Source organism: Thermodesulfobacteriota bacterium (assembly GCA_040758155.1).
In the GTDB taxonomy this organism is placed as follows: Bacteria; Desulfobacterota; Deferrimicrobia; order Deferrimicrobiales; family Deferrimicrobiaceae; genus UBA2219.
Map to the genome: position 1 here is coordinate 1 of JBFLWB010000127.1, position 7,271 is coordinate 7,271.

The 7,271-nt window shown below is 66.9% G+C and carries 7 protein-coding genes; 2 read left to right on the forward strand and 5 right to left on the reverse strand.

Going from position 1 to position 7,271, the window contains the following annotated elements; genetic code table 11:
- Both AB1346_08110 and AB1346_08115 read left to right on the forward strand, forming a co-directional pair.
- Nucleotides 1-1,066 (forward strand): cytochrome c3 family protein (locus AB1346_08110; GenBank protein MEW6720397.1); only part of this gene is annotated, 1,066 nt, incomplete at its 5' end.
- Nucleotides 1,067-1,076: 10 nt separating this feature from the next.
- The gene (locus AB1346_08115; protein MEW6720398.1) at nucleotides 1,077-1,898 is read left to right on the forward strand and encodes a tetratricopeptide repeat protein; all 822 of its coding nucleotides are present in this window, start codon (nucleotides 1,077-1,079) and stop codon (nucleotides 1,896-1,898) included.
- A 6-nt stretch (nucleotides 1,899-1,904) separates the two neighbouring features.
- On the opposite strand, the gene AB1346_08120 is transcribed toward AB1346_08115, so the two are convergent.
- From AB1346_08120 to AB1346_08140, 5 genes are all read right to left on the reverse strand, one after another.
- Nucleotides 1,905-3,908 (reverse strand): ATP-binding protein, encoded by a 2,004-nt coding sequence (locus tag AB1346_08120; protein MEW6720399.1) that lies wholly within the window; start codon nucleotides 3,906-3,908, stop codon nucleotides 1,905-1,907.
- A 13-nt stretch (nucleotides 3,909-3,921) separates the two neighbouring features.
- Nucleotides 3,922-4,740, reverse strand: coding sequence for a substrate-binding domain-containing protein (locus AB1346_08125; GenBank protein MEW6720400.1), 819 nt, complete (start codon nucleotides 4,738-4,740; stop codon nucleotides 3,922-3,924).
- A 209-nt stretch (nucleotides 4,741-4,949) separates the two neighbouring features.
- Entirely contained in the window at nucleotides 4,950-6,161 is a 1,212-nt protein-coding gene (gene nrfD / locus AB1346_08130; protein ID MEW6720401.1) for an NrfD/PsrC family molybdoenzyme membrane anchor subunit, read from the reverse strand.
- Nucleotides 6,158-6,874, reverse strand: a complete 717-nt coding sequence (locus AB1346_08135; protein ID MEW6720402.1) for a 4Fe-4S dicluster domain-containing protein — start codon at nucleotides 6,872-6,874, stop codon at nucleotides 6,158-6,160. Before AB1346_08135 ends, nrfD begins: the two co-directional genes overlap by 4 nt.
- Nucleotides 6,871-7,271: hypothetical protein (locus AB1346_08140; protein MEW6720403.1), on the reverse strand; the 401-nt coding region annotated here is incomplete at its 5' end. The genes AB1346_08135 and AB1346_08140, both read right to left, overlap by 4 nt.

A 7,271-nucleotide genomic window follows, 5' to 3' on the forward strand; every position in this document is an offset into this window, starting at 1 on the left:
AACCGTCCTGTTGGCGACGACCCTGTCGCTCGGAGCCGCCCCGGCGGCGAAGGACAAGGGCGCGCCGTCCGCGCCCGTACAGAGAAAGAGCAACCTGTCTCCCCTGCCGGCCAGGGAAAAGGGGGTCTCCTCTCACGCACCGTTCGAGGCCGGCGACTGCAGCATATGCCACAAGAGCGCCGACCGTAACGCTCCCGGGCCGATCGCCGCACCGGTCAACGATCTGTGCCTGGGTTGCCACGAGGACTTCCGGAAAGTCCTCTCCCGGAAATCCGTACACGCCCCGGCCGGGAAAAGCTGCGTCAACTGTCACAATCCGCATAACTCCCGGCAGATAAAACTGCTCGTCGAAGAGCCTCTTGCGTTGTGCCTTGGGTGCCACGAGAAGATCAAGGACCTTGCGATCCAGTCCGCGGTCAAGCACGACCCCGTCACGAAGGGAGCGAAATGCGCCAACTGCCACAACCCGCACGGCGCGAACGTCGAGCACCTGCTCATCCGGCTTTCCTTCCAGCTTTGCGTCGGCTGCCACGGCAAGGACGAGGTTGTGGACCGGGAAGGCAGGAAGCTCACAAATATCCGGAAGCTCCTGGAGGAAAACCCGAAACATCACGGCCCGGTGGCCGCCGAGGACTGCAGCGCATGCCACAATCCCCACGGGTTCAAATACTTCCGGCTCCTCACCACCGAATACCCGGCGACGTTCTACTCCCCGTACGATCCCAGGCTGTATGCCCTCTGTTTCGAATGTCACGAACCGCGAGTGGCCGCCGAGCCGGAAACGACGACGCTGACGCAGTTCCGCGACGGGAAGCGCAACCTGCACTACGTTCACATCAACAAGACCGAACGAGGCCGCACTTGCCGCGCATGCCATGAAGTCCATGCGTCCAAACAGCAGCACCAGCTTCGCGAAGGGGTCCCTTACGGCTCGAAGGGATGGCTGCTCAAACTCAATTACACGAAGACACCGACCGGCGGCTCCTGCGAAAAGACCTGTCACGGCGCGTATTCCTACAACAACGGCGGCACCCCTGCGAAGAACGAACCGGCGAAGAAAAAGTGAGGCGCCTTCGATGCGAAACGCGTATCCGGCCTTGACCGTCGCGATTTTCGGCTGCCTGTCGATCTGGCCCGCCGCGTGGGGGTTCGCGCACGCCGAAGTGGGCAGCGTGATCGATGATGTCGAAATGACGGCGCTGGACGGAGGGAAACGGCGCCTGCTTGCCGACAACTCCGTCAACGTCTTCGTATTTTTCAAGCCGGGGCAGGAACATTCCCGCGCCGTGATGAAGGGAATCTCCCGGCTCGAAAAGGAAACATCCGGCAAGCCGGTGCATTGGGCGGGAATCGTTTCCGACACGATCCCGAAAGACAACGTCATCGCCTTGGTGAAGGAGACCGGGATCGCGATGCCGGTCCTGGTGGATGCGGGCGACGCCTTATACGGCCGTCTCGGCGTCGCCCTTCAGCCCGTGGTGGGGATCGCGGACAAAGACCATAAGCTCCTCGCCTACCAGCCGTTCACCAAGATCAATTACATCGAAGTCATCCGGGCACAGGTCCGCCACGCATTGAAGGAAATCGACGACAAGGGGCTCGCGCAGGCGCTTCATCCTCCCGTCGCGACGCCCGGCGATAACGCCGCGACGGCGCGCCGCCGCCTCTCGCTGGCCGAAAAACTCCTCCAGGCGAAGAACTACGGGAAGGCGCTCGAAAACGTGAGGATCGGCATCGAGAAGGAGCCTCGGCTCGCCGCCGGGCACGCGCTGCACGGCGAAATTCTTGCCGCCCAGGGGCATTGCGCCGAAGCGCTCCAGGCGTTCGAGCGCGCCCTTGCGCTCGAACCCTCCGACCCGCGGGCGCTCGGAGGGAAAAAGGCCTGTGAAGGAAAATGAAGCCGGTCAGCCCGGCGTTTGGGCCGACCGCAGCACCCGGCTCAGCTCCTCGAGCCGGTACGGCTTCGCCGCGGCGCCCGCCAATCCGTGCATCCCGGGGCTCAGCATCGCCGGATCGTTGACGCGGCCGCTCGACACGATGATGCGCGCGTCCGGAAAATCCTCGAGGAGGCGGCGCGAGGCCTCCATGCCTCCCATTCCGCCCGGGACGGTGAGGTCCAGGATCACCAGGTCGAAGGCGCCGGGCCCCCCGGCCTCCCTGGCGTACATCTCGATCGCCTCTTCGCCGGTGCGGGCGAACCGTGGAGCGTATCCGAGGCGCTCCAGCATCTCCCCCGCGACGTCCCGCACCGTGTCCTCGTCGTCCATGAGGAGAACCCTCCCCTTCCCCGGAAGGGCGGCCGGCTCCGCCGCGGGCGCAGCTTCCTGCGGCGCCCTGCCGGTCGACGGCACGTACAGGCGGAACGTCGCCCCCCTCCCCGGCGGGGAATCCGCGAAGATGTTGCCGCCGTGCCCCTTCATGATGGTGTAGCAGTTCGCGAGCCCCAGGCCGTTTCCCTTCTCCTTGGTGGTGAAGTAGGGGTCGAAGATCCTCGGCAGGATCTCCGCGGGGATCCCGCCCCCCTCGTCGGTCACTTCGACCTTCACGTATTTCCCCTCCTTCACATGAAGGATCTCCCCTTCCCGCACCGGCGCGTTTTCCATCTCCACGCGGACGGTTCCCCCGGCCGGCATCGCCTGGACGGCGTTGATGACCAGGTTTCCGATCACCTGTTCGATCTGCCCCGGGTCGGCGAACATCTCCCAGAGGCCGTCCTGCGCCCGGAACTCGCAGCGGACGTTCGTGCCGCCGACGGCGAGACGGGCGGCGTCCCGGACCACCTCTGCCGCCGGGATCCTCCGCCGGTCCGGGTTTCCCCCCTTGGAGAAGGCGAGCAGGCGATTGGCCAGCTCCTTCGCCTTCAGTGCGGCCTTTTCCGCCTCCTCCAGCCGCATGCGCTCCCGCCGGCCGCGCGGCATCATGTCCTTCGCCAGGGAGACGTTGCCGAGGACACCCGTCAGGAGGTTGTTGAAGTCGTGGGCGATTCCTCCCGCCAGGATCCCGAGCGACTCGAGCTTGCGGCCGCGGAGGACCTCCTCCTCCATCCGGCTCTTTTCCGTGACGTCCCGGAAGACGACGACCGACTTCACGGCCCCCTTCCCGCGGGCGGCGATCGCCGCTTCGGTGGCGTCGATCAGCCGCTTCCCGCTGCGGGGCGAGTCAAGGAATCCCCTGCTTCCGGGAGGGAGGACCGGCGGTCGGACCCCGGCCCCGTTCGCGTCGCGCAGCGGGAAGACCTCTTCCAGGGGCCTCCCCGCGGCCTCCGCCAGCGGCCATCCCGTGACCGATTCCGCCACCCCGTTCATCAGGAGGACCTTCCCGTCCGCGTCGGTCGCGATGACGCCGTCCGCGATCGACTGGAGCGTCGTCCGGGCGCGCTCCTTCTCCTCCGAGAGGGAGCCGAGCGCCTTGCGGAGGGCGGAAACCGGGTACAGGAGGAACAGCAGCAGCGCGCCCCCGCTGACCGATGCGCAGACCGCGGCGAGGATCGCGGCCTCCCGGATCAGCGGGCGAAGGGAGCGGCGGACTTCCACGTAGCCGACCGGCTTCCCCGCGTCCCACACGGGGGAAGCCTCCGAAACCGCCGGCGGGTCGACCTCTCCGATCCGCGACTCGGCGACCACGCCCTGCGGTCCGAGGATGCTGCGGTGCGCGGGGACCCGGTCCGTTTCGAGGCTCTCGAGGACGTGGTTCAGGCGGACCTCGTCGAACTGCCAGAGAAGCGCGTTCTTCGCGACGAGCGCCGTCACCAAGCGCGATCCGACCTCCGCTTCCCGCTTGAGGTCGCTCAGCAGCAGTCCGTAGGAGAGGCCGAACCACGCCAGCGGCGGGACGGCCGCCATGATCAGCGCCAGCAGTCCGGCCAGCCAGACGACGATCCGGGAGATAGACTCGCAGCGCAGCCGCATGGCGCGTCCCCGCCTACCGGAGAGGAAGGAATCCCACCCGGGAAAGGAGGGACTTTGCCTCCCGCGACCGGGTGAAATCGAGGAACCGCCGCACCGCCGGGGCGGGCGAGCGGAGCGTGACGAAGGCGTAGCGCTTCTCGTGCGGGTAGCTCCCGGATGCGAGCGTCTCCGCTCCCGGAACCGCTCCGTCCAGGGTGAAGACCTTGACGCGGCGCTTTTCGGCCATCGCCATCCCCAGCGCAAGGACCCCGAACGCCCCGGGGACGCTCTCGAGAGTTTCCGCCGCGTCCATGTCGGTCTGCGCGACGATCATCCCCGGCCGCGCCCGGGCGCCGTCCAGGGCGCCGGACATCTCCCTCGACATCCCCCGCAGGATCATCGTGTCGGAATCGCCCTCCGGCCGGAGGACCAGCCGGACCGGAGTGCCGTCGGGCCAGGCCGTCATCCTGCCCGCGTAGATGTCGGTCACGCCCCGGGAAGTCAGGCCGGTCGTGGGGATGCCCCGGTGGCCGCAGAACACGAAGGGCGAGCGGGCGAACGGCGTCTCGACGGCCCCCGCCTCCTTTTCCGACGGCGTCAGCTGCCGCCCCGCCACCCCGATGTCCAGCCGACCCGCGAGCACCGCCCTGACGCCTCCCGTGGTGCCGACGACCGGCAGGACTTCCAGGCGCGTCTCCGGATTGGCCTTCATGTACGCGTCCGCCAGCAGCCGCACCGCCGCCAGCGACCCTCCGTTGCCCGTAATCGTCAGGGAATCGGCCGCCGCGGGGGCGGCGTGGAAAAGCGACGCCAGCAGGACGACGGCCGGCCATCGCGCGGGAAAAACGCGCATCACCGCATTTCCCTCCGGCGGGCGCCCGGGATACGATCCGCCGGTTCGCGCCCAAACGGCGTCTCACAGAGAAGCTATCGGAAGAATCCCCTAAAACATTAGGAGGGCAGGGCCGGAAATTACGGAACGGGAAGCGTAATCGCGGCAGAGGAGAGGGGGACATACTTCGCTTCAAGCGCGGGATGCAGGGGAAGTGTGTCCCCCGCCAGCTACGATTCCCCGTGCATTTCCTTCCACGGCGGCAGCAGCTTCAGGAGCCCCGCAAGGATGACGATCGGCAGGACGAGCAGCACGAGCGCGTACAGCAGCCCCTCGATCCCCCGGAACTCCAGCTTGTAGGCGGTGAGGCCGCGGAAGCTCTTGGAGAACATCTGCCCGCCGATGACGACATTCCAGCGCGTGGCGAAGATGCCGAACTGGATCAGGATCAGGGAAACGAAATAGAGCATCTTCCGCAGGTCCTCGTTCAGGGAGAACCGCCTCCGGAAGATCATCGTGACGGCGATAAGGCACAGCGGAAGCAGCATTCCGAGCAGCACCTGGATGATCACCAGGCTCATGAACAGCTTGTTGACGACAAGCTCCGAAAGGATCTTGATCTCCTCCTCGCTCTGGTAGACCCGGTGGATGAAGTCGACCATCTCGAGGGAGAAATCGACGATCACGGCGTAGAACAGGAAGCGGACCGCCCGGTCGACGCACATCATGTCGATCTTCCCGCCCGTCAGCGGGGCGATGACCATGTACAGGAGCAGCACCAGCGCGATCCCCGACACGATGGCGGAGAAGAGGAACACGATCGGGATCAGGACGCTGCTCCACCAGGGATTGGCCTTGACCGACCCGAAGATGAACCCGACGTACCCGTGCAGCAGGAAGGCGGACGGGATGCCGACGACGGTGATGGCCTTGAGCGCGGAGCGGTCGAACTCCATCCCCCGCCCGCTCGTGTCCCGGGAGAACAGCGACAGCGCCCGGTAGACGCCCCGCATGAGCCCTTTGCGCTCCTCCGCCATGGCGATCATGTCGGTGCGGTGAACGAACCAGATCTCCAGGAGGAGGACCGCCATGAGGTACCAGGCGTAGACGAAGCCGAACATCGCCATCGCGGAGGAAGGCTGCGGCGTCAGGAGGATCTCGTAGAACCGCTCCGGGTGGCCGAGGTGGGACACCAGCGCCAGCGGCGCGACGAGCAGGTAGGAAAGCGCGGTGAGCAGGGAGAGCCGGTAGATCGGCTGGACCTCCTTCACGTTGAAGACCTTCACCAGCGACGCGAGGATGAACGCCCCCGCGACTACCCCCGTGAGGTAGGGATACACGACGATCAGCATCCCCCAGTGGATCTCGATCTCGTTGGGGTAGATGAATCCCTGGACCTGGTGCAGCGCCTCGCCCAGCTGCCGCAGCAACTCCTGGTTCATCGGACTTCTCCGTCGAGGCCGGCGTAGTACACCTTCGGCTCGGTGTTCAGCGCGGGTTTCAGGACGTGGATCCGGTTCATCCGGAGGAAGCGCGACATGGGACTCGCGGTCGTGTTCAGGTCCCCGAAGATCCGCGCCTGGGTCGGGCAGACCTCCACGCAGGCGGGGAGGAGGTCCCTCCCGATCCGGTGGTAGCAGAATGTGCATTTATCCGCGGTGCGGGTCGCCGGGTGGAGGTAGCGGGCGCCGTAAGGGCAGGCCTGGATGCAGTAGCGGCAGCCGATGCAGGTCTTGGGGTTGACCAGGACGACGCCGTCTTCCGTCCGGAAGGTCGCCCCCACGGGGCAGACCTGGACGCAGGGCGGGTGCACGCACTGGTTGCACAGCTTCGGGACGAAGAAGCTGCGCAGGATCGACTTGTCCGGCGCCGGATCGGGGACCGCCTCCTCGCCCGGGGCGATGGTCTTCACCGTCGTCGTTCCGTCCTTCCGGACGACGTACCGCTCCACCCACGTCCGGACGAAGAACGGCTCGCGGGGGACGTCGTTCTCGGCCTTGCACGCGTCCATGCACCGGCCGCAGCCGATGCACCTGTCCACCGCCACGCCGAACCCGTACCAGCTCCCCTTCGCCGCCGCCTCCTTCGCGATCGACCTCGCGGGGAAGAAAAGGAGCGCGACCAGCCATTGAAGGAAACGCCTCCGGCCGCTCACAGTTCCACCTCCGGCGAATGGGGGTAATGGCATTGCCAGCACACGTATTTTTCGCCGTGCGTCGCCATGTCGACCTTCGGCGCCTCCGCCGCCAGCCGGTCCCTGCCGTCCTTCGCGTGGCACTTCCCGCAGAACTCGCGTCCCTGCGGCTTGGAGGGCCGGACGGCGCGCGGCGTGACCCGGTGCCCCGGGGGAGCCGCGTGGCACGTGGAGCACTCCAGCCGCACGTGGTGGGACACGGCGATCGTCCGCGCGATCTCGCCGTGGCACGCCGAACACTCCCTCGGCGCGGTCGGCGGCTTCGGGTCGTGCGGGTTGTGGCAGGCCGGGCACGCCTTCAGCGGGTTGTGCGCCGCGGGGTTGATCATCGGGAAGCCCCTCGGGCGGGAGGGATCGT